Origin of the sequence: Halanaerobacter jeridensis (assembly GCF_016908315.1) — a bacterium.
In the GTDB taxonomy this organism is placed as follows: Bacteria; Bacillota; Halanaerobiia; order Halobacteroidales; family Halobacteroidaceae; genus Halanaerobacter; species Halanaerobacter jeridensis.
Map to the genome: position 1 here is coordinate 22,708 of NZ_JAFBDQ010000004.1, position 17,789 is coordinate 40,496.

General features: G+C 30.2%; 16 protein-coding genes. 14 read left to right on the top strand and 2 right to left on the bottom strand.

Annotated features, from left to right (window positions below; all coding sequences use genetic code 11):
• Positions 1-204: 204 nt before the first annotated feature.
• From JOC47_RS04500 to JOC47_RS04550, 11 genes are all read left to right on the top strand, one after another.
• A complete protein-coding gene (locus tag JOC47_RS04500; protein ID WP_204700791.1) occupies positions 205-522 on the top strand; it encodes a cupin domain-containing protein in 318 nt (105 codons plus the stop codon).
• Positions 523-846: 324 nt separating this feature from the next.
• Positions 847-1,116 (top strand): HPr family phosphocarrier protein, encoded by a 270-nt coding sequence (locus JOC47_RS04505; RefSeq protein ID WP_204700792.1) that lies wholly within the window; start codon positions 847-849, stop codon positions 1,114-1,116.
• Complete coding sequence (locus JOC47_RS04510) at positions 1,113-1,841, top strand: UTRA domain-containing protein (RefSeq protein WP_204700793.1); 729 nt, start codon at positions 1,113-1,115, stop codon at positions 1,839-1,841. The genes JOC47_RS04505 and JOC47_RS04510 overlap by 4 nt, the downstream gene beginning before the upstream one ends.
• 176 nt (positions 1,842-2,017) lie before the next feature.
• Entirely contained in the window at positions 2,018-2,986 is a 969-nt protein-coding gene (locus JOC47_RS04515) for an ROK family protein (RefSeq protein ID WP_204700794.1), read from the top strand.
• A gap of 23 nt (positions 2,987-3,009) precedes the next feature.
• Entirely contained in the window at positions 3,010-4,257 is a 1,248-nt protein-coding gene (locus JOC47_RS04520; protein ID WP_204700795.1) for an alpha-amylase family glycosyl hydrolase, read from the top strand.
• 162 nt (positions 4,258-4,419) lie between these two features.
• The gene (locus JOC47_RS04525) at positions 4,420-6,318 is read left to right on the top strand and encodes a bifunctional 2',3'-cyclic-nucleotide 2'-phosphodiesterase/3'-nucleotidase (RefSeq protein WP_239550920.1); all 1,899 of its coding nucleotides are present in this window, start codon (positions 4,420-4,422) and stop codon (positions 6,316-6,318) included.
• A gap of 156 nt (positions 6,319-6,474) precedes the next feature.
• Positions 6,475-7,371: an HDOD domain-containing protein gene (locus JOC47_RS04530; protein WP_204700796.1), complete on the top strand. Its 897-nt coding sequence runs from the start codon at positions 6,475-6,477 to the stop codon at positions 7,369-7,371.
• Between the two features lie 25 nt (positions 7,372-7,396).
• The gene (locus JOC47_RS04535) at positions 7,397-7,885 is read left to right on the top strand and encodes a flavodoxin family protein (RefSeq protein WP_204700797.1); all 489 of its coding nucleotides are present in this window, start codon (positions 7,397-7,399) and stop codon (positions 7,883-7,885) included.
• Between the two features lie 23 nt (positions 7,886-7,908).
• The gene (locus tag JOC47_RS04540; RefSeq protein WP_204700798.1) at positions 7,909-8,880 is read left to right on the top strand and encodes a Gfo/Idh/MocA family protein; all 972 of its coding nucleotides are present in this window, start codon (positions 7,909-7,911) and stop codon (positions 8,878-8,880) included.
• Positions 8,881-9,023: 143 nt separating this feature from the next.
• Positions 9,024-9,914 (top strand): HAD family hydrolase, encoded by an 891-nt coding sequence (locus JOC47_RS04545; RefSeq protein WP_204700799.1) that lies wholly within the window; start codon positions 9,024-9,026, stop codon positions 9,912-9,914.
• Positions 9,915-9,936: 22 nt separating this feature from the next.
• Complete coding sequence (locus JOC47_RS04550) at positions 9,937-10,815, top strand: aldose 1-epimerase family protein (protein WP_204700800.1); 879 nt, start codon at positions 9,937-9,939, stop codon at positions 10,813-10,815.
• 52 nt (positions 10,816-10,867) lie between these two features.
• On the opposite strand, the gene JOC47_RS04555 is transcribed toward JOC47_RS04550, so the two are convergent.
• Positions 10,868-11,059, bottom strand: coding sequence for a DUF3006 domain-containing protein (locus tag JOC47_RS04555; RefSeq protein ID WP_204700801.1), 192 nt, complete (start codon positions 11,057-11,059; stop codon positions 10,868-10,870).
• A gap of 21 nt (positions 11,060-11,080) precedes the next feature.
• The gene (locus tag JOC47_RS04560; protein ID WP_204700802.1) at positions 11,081-12,247 is read right to left on the bottom strand and encodes an MBL fold metallo-hydrolase; all 1,167 of its coding nucleotides are present in this window, start codon (positions 12,245-12,247) and stop codon (positions 11,081-11,083) included.
• A gap of 280 nt (positions 12,248-12,527) precedes the next feature.
• On the opposite strand from JOC47_RS04560, the gene JOC47_RS15885 reads away from it, so the two are divergent.
• From JOC47_RS15885 to cls, 3 genes are all read left to right on the top strand, one after another.
• Positions 12,528-15,632 carry a diguanylate cyclase gene (locus tag JOC47_RS15885; protein ID WP_204700803.1) on the top strand — a complete coding sequence of 1,035 codons (3,105 nt, stop codon included), beginning with the start codon at positions 12,528-12,530 and terminating at the stop codon, positions 15,630-15,632.
• Positions 15,633-15,670: 38 nt separating this feature from the next.
• Positions 15,671-15,763, top strand: a complete 93-nt coding sequence (locus tag JOC47_RS15950) for a hypothetical protein (protein ID WP_369127959.1) — start codon at positions 15,671-15,673, stop codon at positions 15,761-15,763.
• Positions 15,764-15,845: 82 nt separating this feature from the next.
• The gene (gene cls / locus JOC47_RS04575; protein ID WP_204700804.1) at positions 15,846-17,381 is read left to right on the top strand and encodes a cardiolipin synthase; all 1,536 of its coding nucleotides are present in this window, start codon (positions 15,846-15,848) and stop codon (positions 17,379-17,381) included.
• Positions 17,382-17,789: the final 408 nt, after the last annotated feature.

The window sequence follows — 17,789 nt, forward strand, 5'->3', positions numbered from 1 at the left end:
TGTTTATTATTTTGACTTAGATAGGAATTATAGTCCGTTTATTAAACGGGCTATTTTTTAGTTTTTGTGATATAAATTACAGAAGTATTGTCTAGTTTAAGATATAATCTAATTATTGAATAAAATAAGATTGTGGAATAAATGATTTCTGTTGCTTAAGATTAAGTAAAAAATAATTCATAAAATTTAGAGGAGATGATTTAAATGGAGATTATTAAAATGGACCAAGTAGAAGGAAGTAAGAACAAACGAGGAGTAATTGCTAAAGGATTATTAAAAAATGATGATGTTCAGATCATGAATTTAGTTTTAGAACCAGGAGATGAAGTAGGAGAACATTCAGTCCCAGTAAATGTTTTCTTTTATGTAGTAGAAGGCTCTGGCAGATTACAAATTGGTGATGAATCTAAAGTGGTAGAAGAGAAAGATATTATTCCGTGTCCTCCGAATACTAAAATGTCTTTAGAAGCAGACCAAGATGAAAAATTTGTAGTATTGAATGTCAAAACTCCTAGTTTATAATGGGAGATGTGGAATTCATTTTAGATAGTGAGTAAAAATCATTCACGAAAAAATGATGATTCTATAATATTAGATTTAAAGAGTACCTTGCTAACTGACTAGCAAGGTACTCTTTTTATTATGGAATTGAAAATTTTATTAAAACAAAGTTTAAATTGCAGTTCTTGACATTTGCTATGTCATTATTTATAATGAACTTAAGGTCTTGGTATAGACCAAGAGGTGTAATTGCTTTTTATTGTAAGGTTATTTTTTTATTAGTCTTGGTATATACCATAAAAAACAAACAAGAGTGACAAAGTTAAATAATCTGGAGGGGAGAAAATGGTGAGAGATAGAGTTAAAATTTCAAATAAATTAGGAATACCAGCGCAACTGGCTGCTAAATTAGTGGATAAAGCTATTGAATATAATTCAGATATAAAAATCATTTATAATGATCAAGAAGTTAATGCTAAAGATATGATGGAAGTAATGGGATTAGAAGTCAATCAAGAAGCAGAAATTTTGGTTCGAGCTGATGGTCAAGATGAATCGAAGGCTGTAAAGTCTATAGTAGGTATGGTTGAGGAAGGTGCAGGTGATTTAATGTGAAATTAAAAAATAATGATATTCCGCTATATTATCAACTAGAAAATAAAATTAGAGAGAAGATTAAGCAAGGAGAATATCGAAGAGGAGAGAAAATTCCTTCAGAACGCAAATTGAGTAAAATATATGAAGTGAGTAGAATGACAGCTAGAAAGGCTCTAGAAAATTTAGTCGATGAAGGTGTTTTAGAAAAAAGAGAAAGACAAGGTACATTTGTCTCCGAAATAGATTCTGATATTCCATCCTTAGTAGGTATCAAAGAATCAATTAAAGCTCGAGGAGAAGAACCGAGTAATGAGATTATAACTAAAAAATTAATAAATCCAAAAGATGAAATAAAAAAAGAATTAAGTCTAATGGAAGATGAAGAAGTAATATTAATTGAACGAATTAATTTTGCTGATGAGATCCCTTTAGGATTTGAGCAATCTTATATTCCTTATCCAATTTGTCCGCAATTATTGGAGAAAGAGGTTACTAATGAATCAATTTATCAAATCTTGAGAGAAAATGGTCATACTCCTACTAAAGCTAAAGACAAAATGAAAGCTATTTTAGGTGAGCAAAGAATTATTGAATTATTAGATATAGAAGCTGATCAGCCTGTATTAAAAAATATTAGAACTACCTTTTCTAAAGAAAGGGCAATAGTCTTTAGTTATAATTATTATCGCGGAACTGAATTCACTTTAGAAAGAACGCCTTTTAATTTAAGAAATAATAATTAAATTTTTTAATTTAGGGGAGGAAAAATTGAGTTTTAAGTTAAATACTATTAATGGAGAATTAAAATTAAATTTATTAAACAAATCTGATTTAACTGTCATACTTAACTAATTATCTCTTCTAATTTAAGAGTCGTGATTTAGTTTAAGTAAATATTTTTATAAAAGGAGTTAAGCTCATGAATAATTCTAAATATGTAGTAGGAATTGATCTAGGTGGAACTAAAATTTTGACTGCTGTTGCTGATATGGAAGGTGAAATTTTAGCTAAAGTTAAGCGACCAACAGAAGCTAAAAAATCTAAAGATATTATTTTTGCTAATATTAAGGAAACAATCTATCAAGTTTTAGAAAAAGCAGATATTAATGTAGAAGAAATAGCTGGAATTGGATTAGGCAGTCCTGGGCCATTGGATGTTGAGACAGGAGTGATTGTTAATCCTCCTAATCTAGAATTAAAAGATGTGGATGTAGAAAAAGAATTAAGTGAATTTAAGGTACCGGTTTTTTTAGAAAATGATGCTAATGCTGCAGCAGTAGGTGAAAAATATTTTGGTAGTGGTCAAGATACTAAAGATATGGTCTACATTACTATTAGTACTGGGATTGGTGCAGGAGTGATTATGGATGGTCAAATTTTGCATGGTGCTGATAGTGGTGCAGGTGAGTTAGGTCATGCTACCTTAGACCCTCATAGTGATGTGCAGTGCGGCTGTGGTAATTATGGATGTTTTGAAGTTTTAGCTTCGGGAACTGCTCTAAGTCGTAGGGGGCGAGAGGCAGTTAAAGAAAGGAAAGATACTATGATTGCTGATTTAGTTGCTGATACTGCAGAAATTGATGGAGCTGTAGTAGCTAAAGCAGCACGTAAAGGTGATAAAATTGCTAAAGAAATAATAGATGAAGTAGCTAATTACTTAGGAATTGGTTTAGCTAATGCAATTAATAATTTTAATCCTGAAAAAATTATTATCGGTGGTGGAGTTACTGATTCATGGGATTTATTTGCAGAGAAAGTTGAGAGAGTTATGAAGAGAAGAGCTTTAGATTTTCTTGTAAAGGGGAAAGAAATAACCACTTCACAGTTAGGGTCAGAAATAGGAGTAAAAGGAGCATTAGGAGTAGTTTTATTAAGGTTAGAAAAATAAAATATTTTAATTGGAGGGTCAATATGAACAACAGACAAAAGAAAGAATTTGAACATCCAGAGTGGTCTAAGAATGCTAATATCTATGAGGTTAATTTACGTCAATATACTCCCGAAGGTACATTCTCAGCTTTTAAAAAACATTTACCACGTTTAAAAGAGATGGGGGTAGATATTTTATGGTTGATGCCGATTCATCCGGTTGGAATTAAAAACTGTAAAGGGAAACTTGGTAGTCCCTATGCTGTGAGGGATTATTTTGCTGTTAATTCTAATTACGGGACTTTAGATGAATTTAAAGATTTGGTAGCAGAGATACATAAGCAAGATATGAAAGTGATTATAGATTGGGTTGCTAATCATACTGCTTGGGACCATAAGTGGGTAGAAGAACACCCTGAATGGTATAAAAAAGATGAAAAGGGAAATATTCATTCCTATGTGTATGATAATGGAGAAGAATTAGAACATTGGACAGATGTGATTGGTTTAGATTATAGCGAACCTAAATTGCGAGAAAAGATGATTGAAGCTTTAAAGTACTGGGTTCGAGAGACTAATATTGATGGTTATCGCTGTGATGTAGCAGGCTTAGTGCCGACTGAATTTTGGGAACGGGCAAGAAAGAAATTAGACGAACTTAAAGATGTATTTATGTTAGCAGAGTGGGAAGAGCCAGAGTTGCATGAAGAAGCGTTTGATATGACTTATGATTGGGAGTTTCATGATTTGATGATTGAAATAGCTGAAGAAACCAAAGATACTTTAGACCTTAAAGACTATGTTGAAGAAGATGATGAATTTCCTGAAGATGCTTACCGGATGGCATTTACTACTAATCATGATAAGAATACTTGGGAAGCATCTGATGAAGAGTTTTTTGGAGAAGGTTTTTTAGCTTTTTCAGTTTTAGCAGCTACCCTGCAGGGGATGCCTTTAATTTACGGCGGACAAGAATCAGGGTTGGATAAAAGAGTTGATTTTTTCTATAAAGATCAGATTGAATGGGATGATTATCAATATGCTGAGTTTTATCAGCGCTTATTAAAGTTGAAAAAGAATAATCCTGCTTTATGGAATGGGCAATATGGTGCTCAAGCTGAGGTACTACCAGAGACTGATGAAAATATTTTTGCTTTTAAGCGAGAAAAAGAAAATAATCAAGTACGTGTGATCATTAATTTTTCTAATGAAGAGCAACTTATTAAGAATAGTAGTAATTTTGCAGTAGAAAAATTATTACCTTGGGATTATAAGATAAAAATTAATTAAATTCTAGTTTAGTAATTTTTAGGTTGACTATTAACTTAAATTACCATATTATAAAATTAAAGATGAAATGTTAGAAGTCATACGTCTAATGATCTATCATAAGTTTTATAATTTTATAATCCCCCATAGTAAGAAATATAAAATTAACTAGGAGGGATTAAATTGAGATTTAAAAACAAAAAAATTATGTTAAGTATGGTAATGGTGGCTGTTTTCCTTTTAGTAGGTAGTTTGAGTGTGGAAGCGTTTAGAATTGAGACTTCAGGTACAGAGCACAGTTTAACAATTATGGGTACTACAGATATGCATCAAAATTTGATGCCGTATGACTATATGGCTGATAAAGAAGTTGAAGGATTTGGCTTTGCAAAAACTTATAGTTTGATTGAAGAAGTGAGAGATAATAATCAAAATACGATGCTTCTTTCTAATGGAGATATAATTTCAGGTAGTTTAATCAGTACTTTAGAAACACAAATAGATCCACTAAAAGAAGGGGAAACCCAAAGAATTGTTGAAATTTATAATAAAGTGGGTTATGAAGCAGTAGCAGTAGGGAATCATGAATTACAAGATTATGAGATGGATTACTTTGAAAAGGCTCGTCAAGGTGCTGAATTCCCTTGGGTTTCAGCTAATATTAAATTAAATAATCAAGATCAAAGATATGTTAAACCATATACTATAATAGAAAAAGAAATTGATGGTAAAGAATTAAAAGTTGGTGTCATTGGTTTTACACCGCCGCAGACTATGCGTTGGGGTAGTAGTCATTTAAAAGGAAATGTAGAGATGGAAGATATAATTACTGCAGCGAAGAAGTATGTACCCGAACTTAAGAAGAAATCTGATATTGTAGTTGCTATAGCTCATACTGGAATCTCCACTGCTCCTAAAGATTCCTATGATGCTCGAGAAAATGCTGCTTATTATTTGGCGCAAATAGATGGAATTGATGCAATGATTTTAGGTCATCAACATGGTGATTTACCTGGTGGATATAAAGATATAGAAGGAATTGATAGTGAAGCAGGAACTATTCATGGTGTGCCAGCAGTGATGCCTAAATCATGGGGAAGAGCTTTAGGAGTCATTGATTTAAAATTAATTAACAATGGAGATGATTGGAAAGTAAGATCTGCTGATACAGAGTTGAAGGTAGTTGATAAAAATGTTAAAGCCCATCCGATGGTTGAAAAAATGGCTCAAGATGTGCATCAAGCTACAATAGATTATGTTAGAAAACCTTTAGGTGAGTCAGAAAGAGATATAAGATCTTATGTTTCTCGAGTGATGGATTCTTCTGTAACTCAAGTTATCAATAATGCTCAATTATGGTGGGCCAAGCAAGAGTTTGCAGAAGGTGAATACTCTGATTTGCCGATCTTATCAGCAGCTGCACCATTTAAGGCAGGAAGAGAAAATCCTAAGTACTTTACTGAAGTTGGAAAAGGAAATATTACAATTGGTGATGTAACTGATATTTATATTTACGCTAATCAAATTCGGGTTATGAAATTAAATGGTCAGCAAGTAATTGAATGGCTAGAGAGAAGTGCAGAAAACTTTAATCGCATCGATCCTAATGCTTCTGGTAAGCAAAAGTTATTAAATAGTGAATTTTCTGCTTATAATTATGATGTGATTGAAGGAATTGAGTATCAAATTGATGTTACTAAACCACAAGGAGAAAGAATTGTTAATGCTACTTATGAAGGTCAACCGTTAACTGCTGAACAAGAATTTTTAGTAGTAACTAATGATTATCGTGCTGGTGGAGGCGGGAGCTTCCCACCTTGTGTAGAAGAAGATCCAGTTTATGCGCCATCAGGTGCTACTAATCGAGCTCAGATAATTAAATATGTTAAATCTAAAGGAACTATCAATCCTGAGCCTACAAAGAATTGGAGTATTAAGCCAGTTGATGTTGAGGGAACTGTGACTTTCCGTTCACACCCTAAAGCTAATGAATATATAAAAGAATATGATTTTAAGGGTGTAGAATTTTTAAAAGTAGACCAGAATAATATGGGAGTTTATAAAATTAATTTAGATAAATAAATTTCTTTTTAAGCAGCTGAGATATCTCAGCTGCTTAAGTTATTTATAGAATATTTAGCTGAGAATTTAAAATTTATATTTTTAATGATATAATAAAGGTAATAAGCTAGATTAGTGATCATTGATTTTACAGCATTCTTCAGGAGGAATAAGCTTATGGATAAAGAAAAAATATTAGTTTTATTAAAAAAGTCATCTTCTTTTCCTAGTTTACCTTCAGAAGTGATTGATATTTTTGAAAAATTAGAGTACCCATTAGAATTAGAAATAGATGAATTTAAATCTCAAATTAAAAAGTATGGTAATCTCAATGAAGTTATTTTAGATGTTGTTAATTCTAATTATTTTTCTTTGCAGAGAAAGGTTAATACTTTAGGTCAAGCTATTAAATTTTTAGGTATGAAAACAATGAAGGAAGTAATTGTTGCTATTTTACTTAAATCTTTGTTTCCTAAAAGATTAGGAAGATCGGAAGAATTTGATAGAAAAAAATATTGGGAGCATTGTGTAGGGACTGCTTTGGCAAGTAATGAAATAGCAAAGAAGATCAATCATCCTTATGGTAATCAATTCTTTTTTAAAATTTTAATTCATGACATAGGAGTATTGGCATTGGATGTTTGTATGCCTGACCTATTGGATGAAATTTATTCTTTAGCTAAAGAAAAAGAAATTTCATTACTTGAAGCTGAGGCTCAAATGATGAATGGGGCTACACACTGTGATATTGGAAGTTGGCTATGTAAAAGATGGAAAATCCCCAGTGATGTAGCAAAAATAATTAGGCATCATCATAAGCCTAAAATAAATGATTTAAGAACTAAGATTGTACATCTAGGTGATGTAATTAGTGGTAATTACTATCAAAGAATTTTAGGTATAGAAAAAGATTATAATCAGTTTAAGCAAGAAATTATTGATTCTATTAATATTAATGAAAAAACTTTAGATAAAATAAGTTCTAATTTGCAAAGCAAGATTAAAAATATAAAAGAAAATTATAATCTTAATTTATTAGATTATAATAAGTTTATAGGGGATGTAGTTTTATAATGATAAATAAAGGAGAGGATTAGTTATGAAATTAGCAGTTTTGTATCATAGCGAAAGTGGTAATACAAAGCAAGTAGGAGAAATTATTGCTGCTGGAGCAGAAAAATTAGAAGAGATAGAGGCTAAATGTATGAGTATTGATGATGTTGATGAAGATTATTTAACAGAAGCTAAAGCTGTTATTTTTGGGAGTCCTACATATCATGGTGATATTTCATGGCAGATGAAAAAATGGCTTGATACTGAAGCAGGTAGTTATGATTTTAGTAGTAAATTAGGGGCAATGTTTGCTACTGAAAATTATCTAGGTGGCGGTTCAGATGTGGCTTTATTAACATTAGCAGGACATCTGTTAGTTAGTGGCATGCTTGTATATTCTGGTGGTGCAGGTGAAGGAGATCCTTATACTCATTATGGAATTGTAACAATTAAAGATGGTGATGCAGAAGATCAAGAAAAAGCAGAAATTTTTGGTGAACGAGTTGCTAATAAAACAAAAGAAGTATTTGCATAAGTTAACAGGAAGGGGAGATAACAATGATTAAGTGGGGGATTTTTGGTACAGGAAATATAGCTAATGCTTTTGCTAGTGATTTTAAAGCAGTTAATAGTGGTGAATTAGCTGGAGTAGCTTCAAGGAATAGAGTCCGGGCCAAAGAATTTGCAGCTGAATATAATATTCCGAATTCTTATGAGGGCTATAAAAATTTAGTTAAAAATAAAGAGATTGATATTGTTTATATTGCTACGCCGCATGCTTTTCACTATGAAAATATAATGCTGTGTCTAGAAAATGATATATCTGTATTTTGTGAGAAACCATTAACAGTTAACTATCAACAGGCACAAGAAGCAGCTGAATTAGCAGCAGAAAAAGACTTATTATTATTAGAAGCGATGTGGACGTATTATCTACCGGCTATTAAAAAGGTTAAAGAATGGATTGCTAATGGTCAGATTGGTAAAGTGAAAATGATAGAAGCTGAATTTGGCTTTAGAAATGAAATAGACCCAGACAGTAGATTATTTAACCTAGATTTAGCTGGAGGAGCATTATTGGATGTAGGAATTTATCCAATTGCTTTAGCAAATCTTATCGAAAATAGTGCAGTGAAAAATGTACTAGCAGAGGGAAGATTAGGTTCTACAGGCGTTGATGAAGATAATGCAGCACTATTAAAATTTGAATCTGGAACATTAGCGCAATTGTCAAGTTCGCTTCGAACAGAGCTAGAAGATGAAGCAGTAATTTATGGGACTAAGGGACAAATTAATATTCCTGATTTCTGGCGAGCTGAAAAGGCTGTTTTAGAAGCAGATGAATGTGAAGAAGTATTTGAAGACAAGCGAGATACGACTGGATATAATTATGAAGCTGAAGCAGTAAGTAAATTATTATTGGAAGGTCAGGAAAAAAGAGCAGAAAAAATGTTAGAATTAAGTTTAGAAAACATGAGAATACTTGATGAAATACGTAAACAGTTAGATTTGGAATATCCGTTTGAATAACTAGATTCAATAGTCCTCCTAATCTGGAGGACTATTTTTAATACGGATTGGAATAATACATTGTTTATGTTATAATGACATATGTTTGTCGGTATATACCAAATAATATTAGCTATTGTTATTGAAACAAGGGGGAGACGAAGATGGAAGATACAAATATAGAACTGATTTTATTAGATTTGGATGGTACATTATTAAACTTAGAGTCAGAAGTATCAGCAACCAATAAAAAAGTAATTAAAAAGTTAATGCAGCAGGGATATAAAGTTGCGATTGCAACTGGGAGACACTATAAGGAAGCAAAAAGAGTAACTAGTGATATAGATAATTTAGTCTATATTACTACTAATGGGAGTTATGTTGAAGATGCTGCAGGCCAAGAAATTTTTAGTGCTACACTAGAAATGGATAGTTTGTTATCTGTAATTGATATTTTAGAGAAAGAATCAAATTTAGAGTATGCTTTATTTACAACGGAGGAAGTTTTAGTCAAAGATCAACATCAATTTTTAAAAAGAATAGTTAATAGTGTCCAGAGTCCTTTTAAAAATTTACCATCAGAAGAAAAAGAAAAAATAATTGTTAATAATGAATTAGGGAAACCTCTCCAAACAGAAACTGATTTAAAAGACTATGTTTGCGATAAAGAATCGGCTATTCATAAAATTTTGATATTAGGAGAGGTAGAAGAACTACCAAGAATAAATGATGAAATAGCAGCTAATGTAGGAACTGGTATTGAGGTAACTAGTTCAGGGCCTGATAATTTAGAGATAAATGCTGCGGATATTTCTAAAGGTCGCGCTTTAGATCTATTAACTCAATATTTAGAGATACCGCTAGAACAGACAATTGCTTTTGGTGATAGTGCTAATGATTTAGAGTTGTTAGAAACAGCTCAAACAGCAGTAGCAATGAAGAATTCTGAATTAGAAGAATTGAAAGAAAAGGCTGATATTATAGCACCTACAAATGTGAATGATGGGGTAGCAAAAGTATTAACTGAACTTTTAGATATTAAGATAAAATACTAAAAGATGAGGAAGTGAGAATATTATGGCAAAAATAGCTAAGTTGAGTAATCAACACATTAGACTTGAAGTTGATAGTCAGGGAGCGCAGATGACTAGTTTAAAGTTAAAGGAAGATGATCTGGAATATTTATGGACAGCAGATTCTGAATATTGGGGACGTCATGCTCCTATTTTGTTTCCGATTGTAGGCAAATTAAAAGATGATCAATATCAACTTAATGGACAAAGCTTTGATTTAACTCAACATGGTTTTGCTAGAGACAGTGAGTTTGAACTGATTGAGAAGACAGAAGACCAGCTTGTGTATCGCTTGTCTAGTAACCCAGCTACTCTAGAAAAATATCCCTACCAGTTTGAGCTGGATCTTAGTTATGAACTAGTAGAGAATGAGGTTAAGATTAAATATAGAGTTAAGAATAAAGATGAACAGAAAATGTATTTTTCTATTGGAGCACATCCAGGATTTAATTGGCCTTTAGAGGCAGGGGAGAAGAAACATGATTATTATTTAGAGTTTGAGAAAGCAGAAAAAGTTGCAGCATATTATTTAGAAGAAGGTTTATTAACTAATGAACATGAGTCATTTTTAGTTAATAGCAAAGTTAAGAACTTGATACCAGAATTATTTAATAATGATGCTTTGATATTTAAAAATCTCAGCTCTGAAGAAGTGAGTTTAAAAAGTAAACAGTCAGCGAGAGAAGTTACAGTTTCCTTTGAAGGCTTTCCTTACTTGGGAATTTGGTCTAAATCTCCAGAAGCACCATTTATTTGTATTGAACCGTGGTATGGAATTGCTGATTTAAAAGATAGCAAAGGAAATTTAAAAGAGAAAAAGGGAATTAATAGTATAGACCCAGGAGCAGAATTTGTTTGTGAACATAGTATAAAAATTAAATAGATAGTTAAATAAAGGTCAGGTAATGTTCACTGACCTTATTTTCATCTGTGGTTTATTCAAATAATTCTTCTTTAAGTTTATCAATATCATCTTGGACTCTTTCAGTTCCTTCATGGTCAATAGTTACTTTTAGAAAATCTCCTTCTTCTACTTTCTTTGGTAGCGTTTTTTTAGGAATAGTAAAAGTTTGATTCTGACATTCAATTACTGCTTTATCTCCTTCAAATCTATCAATAACCCACATATTATCGCCTCCAGTTTTATTTTAATATTTTGATATAAGTTTTTGTTCTTGGTTATATAATTTTGCTGTATCACCATTATTATTCCAAATGTAGCGACCAGTCCAAACAATAGTTTGAGGACCAGCTTCTTTGCCTCGCCCAGAAACTATGAAGATACTTTCTCCCTTGGCCAGGGTTGTATTTTTGGGAAAAGTAAAAGTTTGTTTTCCCTTCACACTGACTAACTTCCAATTTGAAATATCAACTTCTTGCTGACTAGTATTAGTAATTTCAACTAGTTCATCACTTAGGCTAACCCTTGAAATTTTTACTCCAGTCTGATTATTAGTTCTAATTTTTTTATTCTTAGAGTTTGCACTCGTATTGAATGAAATTTTTTGTCCATCACTAGTAGCGATAATGGTATTTTGCTGGTCAGTGCGATAAATATTTATGCCATGTTTTTCTAAGCGGCTGATTATTTGTGAACTAGGATGGTTAAAGGGATTATCTTGCCCTACAGAAATAACTCCATACTTAGGTTTTACTTTATATAAAAACAGATTGCTGCTAGAAGAATTACTGCCATGATGAGGTATTTGTAATAGGTCAGCCTCAAGTGGAACATGAGAGTTGATTAAATCATATTCTACTTTTTTCTCAATATCTCCAGTTAAGAGAAAAGAGGTATCTTGAAAATTTATTTTAGTAACTAATGAGTAATTATTTAGACTCTCATAATCTTTTCCTTCTGGGCTTAATAGTGACACCTTCAGATTGAGTTCTGGTTGAGAAACTATTTCCAATCCGGCAGTAGCTCCTTTGATTTTCTTATTTTTATTTTTAACTGCTAATAATACATCGCGAAAAGTATTTGTAGTATGAGTTACATTGGGCATATAAATTCTTCCCATTTTAAAATTATTGATTATATAGTCTAATCCTCCAATATGGTCTGCATGAGGATGAGTGCCAAGCAAATAATCAATTTTGTTAATTTCCAAGTTGCGTAGATAGCTGGCGACGGTTGGCCCGCTATCATTAGGACCAGCATCAATGAGCATTGTTTCTTGAGTTGGTAATTGAATTAGTATTGAATCACCTTGACCGACATCAATAAAATGAATTTTTAAGTTTTCTGCTTGAATAGTTGTGGTTAAAAAAGATACTATTAAAATAATTAATATAATGATTAGTTTATTTTTCATCTAGAAGCCTACTTATCTTTATTATTTTCGAGGTTTTATTAAATTATCCTTTTATTGAAAATGATATTAATGAATTTGTTTAATGATTTTATTCCAATTAAAAAATCAAAAGCTAATTGCAAAAAAGGTAAATAATTATAAAATAAAAAGGTTTTGAAAGATTTACCCTTAATTACTTAATTAGTAAATCAAGTTAAAATTAATCTAAGATATATTCTATAAACCATTTATAATATTTATTTGCTTTAAGTTTTTTAGTTAGAAGAGGAGGTCTTTTAAGGTGGATTTATTTCAAAAAAATGAAGCTAACTCGGCTGAATTTACTATTAATTATTTAAATGATATCTGGAATAATGTTTTAAAAGGTGAAACAGGATTTGCATTTTTTAATAGTTCTGAGCAAGAATTTTCTGAATATATAACTAATTACCTTGATGATTTAACAGAAAATAAAGTCGTTTTAAGAGAAAAAATCAAGAAGAATAATTATGACAATCCATATTATCCCTTTTTGGATTTTATTAAAGAACAGCTAAAAGGAATGAATGAGTTAGATTCCTATTTAGAAGAAGTAGGAGTTTATCAATTACAAAAGTTAGTTTTGCTAAAATTTTTGCAGGGCCAAAAGACAAAACGAAAAGAAGAAGTTATATTAGAAGAAATTGAATATGAAAAACAGCAAATGTTAAGTTCTTTAACAAAGTTGTTAGAGAAAACTAGTGAATTGAATCCGGTTATAATTGTGATTGAAAATTTGCACTGGGCAGATTTATCTACTTTAAGATTAATAAAATATTTAATGAAAAATAGTTACAAAGGAAAAATCATGTTTATTTTTTCTTTTGCTCAAGATATAAGATTAGTAGGGCAAAATCAAGAAGAATGGGAAGACTTTTTAGATAAAGTACGTTCACAGCAAATGATTATTGATTTAAAAAGTTCAATCGGAATAAAAAACAACCAAATTAGTAATGAAGATTCTACCGTTCTTGAGATTGAAGAGTTAATTAATTTAAGTAATGATTGTTTAAATTTTTTAGCCTTAAAAAAAGCTAAAAAATACATTACAGAAGCTTATGAAAGATATCAAAACAATAATGAAAATTTAACTACAGAATATTATATTGAAATGATTAATTTATTAGGAGATATTCATAATTATCTTGATGAAAATGGTAATGCACTTATTTATTATCAATCAATTACAAATTATCTGCAACAAAATAGAAAAACTAAAGAGTTATCTGATATCTATCGTAAGATTTCATTAATTCATTTCAAAAAATATAATATGAAAACTGCTGATAAATTGGCTAATCGAAGTCTAAAATTAGCGCAAGAAGTAGAAGATGAAGTTCAAATATTTAAAACTTATTTTTTGATTGTTCTAATTGAAGAAAAAAGACGAGTTTATACTAAAGAAAAAGGAGAAAGAATTTATAAGCAATTGATAGCCTTAGGCAAGAAATTAGATTTTGATAATACATTAGCAAGATGTTATTTTGCTTATTTTTATATTGTAAATGATTATGGTAGTAGTAAAGCAGTGACTTATTGTAATGAGATGATAAACCTTGCTAAAAATTATAATAATGAATATAGACTATCAGTTGCCTATCATATTAAAGGAGTTTTATATAAAAGAAAAAAGAAATATGATCAAGTTTTGGAGTATTATAATAAAAGTAAAAAATTAAAAGAAAAAATTGGTGACCAATCTTCTTTGGCAATTATTTATAATGGAATTGGTTCTTTTCATTTTTTAGTAGAAAATTATGAGCAAGCTTATGACTATTATAATCAGGCTTTGGATTCTTTACGTATAACTAAAGACTATCATGAAATTGGTATGACCTGTTATAATTTAGCTTTAACTTTGTTTTTTGCTCAAGAGTATGAAGAAGCAATCTTTTATTTAAATAAAATCATTGATATATTAAAGGAATCTCAAGTAAAAAAACTACTTTATCATACTAAGATTAGGATATATATATTGTTAGGGATTAATTATTTAAAAATAGGTAATTTTAATAAAGTCCAGGAATGTATTATTAAAATAGATAATCGTAGTATAAAGGACACAACAGGAGAGGCAAGAAATAATTTGGATTTTTTCCTATTAGAATTTTTAACTGCTTTGATTTTCAAAGCAGAATCAAATTATCAAGAAGCAGAAAAACATTTTGATTGGGCTATAAAATTGTGTAATGATATTGAAGAAAATAATCAATATTTGTATCCTAAATTGTATTATGAGTATGGCTTAATGTGTGAAGAATTAGGAAGTGTAGAAAAAGCTAATAATTTATTTAAACGTGGATTAAAATATTGTAAAAAATTAGAATACAATTTTTATAAGGGTTTAATCCTAAGTGAAATAAATAGAGAACCAGTAAAGATTGATAAATTTAATTTTTCAAAATCTAATTTTGATTTTGATTGGATTCCTGAATCAGTTGAATTGGAAGAAACTTTAGATAAATTGTATCAACAAATGGATAAAATAAACTTTTTGAATAACTTACAAAATACATTGATGAAAACTTCTGATAACAAAGATTTAGCTGAAAAAACAATGGAATTAATAGAGGATAATTTTTTAATTGAAGCTAATTATTTATATTTAAAAGAGGAAGGTACTTGGAAAAATTATTTTACTAATGATGAAGAAGTGAACTTTGATTTTGATGTCCAGAAATTTATTAATCTATTAATTGCTGAAGGTACTGAACGAATTATTCTTAATCCTAGGCAAGATTATAGTCAAGAAGTGGTAGGTAACTTTAATTCATTGATATTTGTTCCTTTAGAAAGTGAAACAGAGGTTATAGGATGCATTATATGTGCTACAATAAGCAAAGAATTAGTTTTAAGTAATGATTCGCTAAAAATATTATCAATTGTAGCAAAGCAGTTATCAATTGCATTAGAAAGAATAGAAAGGAATCAAGAATTAAAAGATGCTTATCAACAATTGCTTGTTTCTTCTAAGACTGATTCGTTGACTGGAGTTTATAATAGATGGGAATTAAGAAATAAATTAGAATCAGAAATGGAAAGGTCAAGAAGATACGGCAAAAAGTATGCAGTATTATTTATTGATTTAGATAACTTTAAGTATTACAATGATGAATTTGGTCATGATATAGGTGATTTAGTACTCTGTGAATTTGCTAAACTATTAGAAGAAAGTGTACGGAAAACTGATTTTGTGTCCCGCTTTGGAGGCGATGAATTTGTATTAGTTTTACCAGAAACTACGGCTGATAAAGCATATTTGTTAGCTGAAAGAATTCAAAATAGATTAATTGAAGTTAATCATTTTCAACCTGTAATAGAAAAAGAAATAGGTGAGAAGATAGAAATCCCCCCAAAAATAAATTAAGTTGTTCTATTGGTATAGCAGATTATAATTCAGAATTAATAGATGAAAATGAAAAATTACTAAAGATGGCAGATAAGGCTTTGTATAAAGCTAAAGCTGACGGTAAGAACAGAATTAGAAAGTGTTTATAGAATTTGTTTACATGTTGAATAAAATTAAGTAAAATAATAAATAAGAGATATTATATTCTTAATTTTATCAATGGAGGAAAATATGAAGTTTATTAAAAATGTTTTATTTCGGCGGAGTACTTTTTTGGCTGTAGCTATATTGGCCCAAATAGTTATATTAATAGGAGTTATAGCAAAGTTTAATGATTATTTTGTTTTCTTTTATATGGTAAGCACAGTACTTAGTATTATTATAGTAGGAATAATACTAAATAATGATATGCATCCTGTTTATAAATTAGCCTGGATTATTCCAATTTTGTTATTCCCAGTTTTTGGTGGAGTGTTTTATCTGTTATTTGGTGGTAGTAAATTAGGTAAAAGGTCTAAGAAGAAATTGAAATCAATAACTGAAGAAACCGAAAATTTATTAGATAAAAGAGATTCAATTCTCGAAGAAATTAAGTCTAAAAATAAGTTTGCTGCTCAGCAAGCAAGATATATTCAAAACTATGCTAAATATCCTCCTTATTATAATACTGAGAGCAGATATTTAAAGAGTGGAGAAGAGCATTTCAAAGAACTAAAGAAACAATTAAGAAAAGCAGAAAAATATATTTTTCTTGAATATTTTATTATTGCAGAAGGAGAAATGTGGGATACTATACTTGATATTTTAATTGAAAAGGCTGAAAGTGGAGTAGAGGTAAGACTTATTTATGATGATTTAGGATGCCTCCAGACATTACCTTATAAATATCAGGAAAAATTAAAAAAGCTGGGGATTAAAGTAGCAATTTTCAATCCCTTATTTCCAATTTTGTCAATTAAACATAATAATCGAGACCACCGTAAGATTGTCGTGATTGATGGTGAAACTGCATTTACTGGTGGAATTAATTTAGCGGATGAGTATATTAATAAGATTGATAGATTTGGACATTGGAAGGATTCTGGAATTATGCTGCAAGGAGCAGCAGTTTGGAATATGACGGTGATGTTTTTATCTATGTGGCAGCACTTGACAGGAGTTGAAGAGAATATTAATGAGTATAAAGCTGATATTCCTTCTGCTCAAAAGAGTAAAAAAGATGGATATATACAACCGTTTGCTGATAGTCCTTTAGATAATGAAGCAGTGGGAGAAATGGTTTATCTTAATTTGATAACTAAAGCCGAAGATTATATTTATATTACAACTCCGTATTTGATTTTAGATAATGAAATGATAACAGCTTTGACATCAGCAGCTAAAGCAGGAGTTGATGTGCGCATAATTACTCCTCATATTCCTGATAAATGGTATGTTCATCTTGTAACAAGATCTTATTATGAAATTTTAATGGCCAGTGGAGTTAAAGTCTATGAGTATCAGCCGGGCTTTATTCATTCTAAGACATATGTTGCTGATGATAATTATGGGGGAGTAGGGACAATTAATATGGATTATAGAAGTTTATTTCTTCACTTTGAGTGTGGAGTTTGGCTTTATAAATGCAGTACTATTCAAGATATGAAAGATGATTTTGAAACTACATTAGAAAAATGTAAAAAAATCACTAAAGAAGATTTAGAGGAACAGAAGTGGTATAAATCTTTAGTGGGTTCAGTCTTGCGGGTTTTTGCTCCTTTGATGTAATAGTGAAAAATTACAATATTACCTCCATTAACTAGGAGACTGAAAGGTTCTATGAAACCTAATGCTGAAAAAAGAATTATGAAGATTACAATACTAACTCCGTAAAGTAGGAGACTGAAAGAAAAATAAATTAAGAAAGAAAAGATTGAAAAGATTAATTACAGTACTCACTCCATAAAGTAGGAGATTTAAAGAATATACTTTATATTCAAAACTAAAAGCTTAATACAATTTTGAAAAGTAGTCCGCAGGGACTACTTTATTTTTTGTAAAAGATCAATTTCACTTTCACCCCGTTGGGAATAAAGAAGATATAATTGAATTAGAGAATAATATTCAGTTCAATTTGATATTTAAAAGACAAACTTTTGGATGTTATTGGAGGGATAATTAAAATCATCTAGAATT